Genomic DNA, 1517 nt, shown 5'->3' with positions numbered 1-1517 from the left:
CAATGCCGGGTAGTTAAGGATCCGGGCTGGTCGTCAAGGCTGGTCCGGCGAGGACCGTGAGGCTGATGGTGGCCTTGTAGGTTCGGCGGTCGATGTTCGGGCCGCGGGCGTTGTATTTGGAGATCGCTCGTTTGACGATGCGGGCGTTGACGCGTAGTCGTCGTTCGGGTAGCAGGTCATCGAGGACCAGGCGGCCGATCTTGCCGATCAGGTCGATGACGGTGCTGGCGATGACGCCGGCGGCGTGGATGACTTGGTCACGGGCGGTGGTGAGGGCGATGGTGAAGCTGGCCCGGTCCGGGTCCACGCTGGTGTCGCTGTTGGTGGCGTCGGTCATCGCGGTGCGCAGAATCTGGTAGGTGACCAGCAGTGCGTGGATTTCCTGATCGACGCCGGCCGGGGTGCGGGCGCGTAGCACCCGGCCACCGAGGATGCTGGACTTGATCTCCAGGTAGGCGGTCTCGATCTCCCATCGTTCGTGATAGAGCCGCAGGATCGCGGTGGCGGGGTAGGTGTCCGGGTCGAGCAGGGTGGTGATCAGCCGGTAGACGCCGGTAACCGTGCCGGCCTTCGTCTTGATGCTGATCTCGGCGTCGACGACCCGCACGCTCTGGCCACCGAACACCGACCGGTAGGAACCATCACGCAGACGCAGCAGCACGGGCAGCTTAGGTCCGCCCCGGCCGGTCTTGGCCCGGACCAGCACGTGCGCCTGACGGCCGGTCACGAGTTTGAGGAGATGCCCGGCGGCGAAGTTACGGTCGGCGAGCAGCAACACCCCGGCCGGTAGCCGAGCGAGCAAATCCTTGGCGTAGGTGGTTTCGCCGGAGGTGATCGGCCCGAATACCGCGTCCATCACCGACCGGGTGCCACACGCCATGATCGTGACCAGCCGCAGCATCGGATAGCTCGACCCGCCGGTGCGGCCCCCGCGCTGCTTGGAGTATCGGGCCAGGTTCGCCGCGCTGTCCGCCGCGAACAAGGTGGTGCCGTCGATCGCGCAGACCAGCAGTCCTCGCCAGCGCGCCGGCCCCGCCATACTGGCCGCCGGACCGCGTAGCAGGTCGAACAACGCTCGTAACGGCTGCGGGCCGAGGCGGCGGCGAGACTGGGTCAACGCGGCCTCGCTCGGGTCCGCGACCGGCAGCCCTTCCAAACCGCTGACTAGCCGCTGCCATACCTGCCGATACCCGAGCTCAGCGAACAAGCAGCCCGCCAGCAGCAAATACACCACCACCCGTGACGGCAGATCCCGCACCCGCCGCTGAAGACAGCGGGTCTCGGCGAGAACCGCATCGACCATCTCGAACGGCACCTGCTGGGTCAACTCACCCAGATGACCCGGCGCGAACGGTCCCGCAGCCACCGTGATCATGCGAGTAATGGCACACTGTTCCAACGGCGGGGCTCCCGGTGTGAGGCTGTCTTGGAGTGACAAACCTCTATACCGAGACCCCGCCGCCTTCGTCTCGCGACACTCTTGACACCCGCCGCGAATCCTTAACTACCCGGCATTG

The 1517-nt window shown here is 66.5% G+C and carries 1 protein-coding gene; it reads right to left on the bottom strand.

Annotation, left to right across the window (positions count from 1 at the left end):
* Positions 1–13 precede the first annotated feature (13 nt).
* Positions 14–1375 carry an IS4 family transposase gene (locus AB0F72_RS42130; protein WP_360444956.1) on the bottom strand — a complete coding sequence of 454 codons (1362 nt, stop codon included), beginning with the start codon at positions 1373–1375 and terminating at the stop codon, positions 14–16.
* Between the last annotated feature and the right edge of the window lie 142 nt (positions 1376–1517).

The sequence above is a fragment of the Actinoplanes sp. NPDC023936 genome (genome assembly GCF_040639325.1).
In the GTDB taxonomy this organism is placed as follows: domain Bacteria; phylum Actinomycetota; class Actinomycetes; order Mycobacteriales; family Micromonosporaceae; genus Actinoplanes.
The sequence above is the reverse complement of the archived record's forward strand: the minus strand, read 5'-3'. Positions and strand labels throughout refer to the sequence as shown.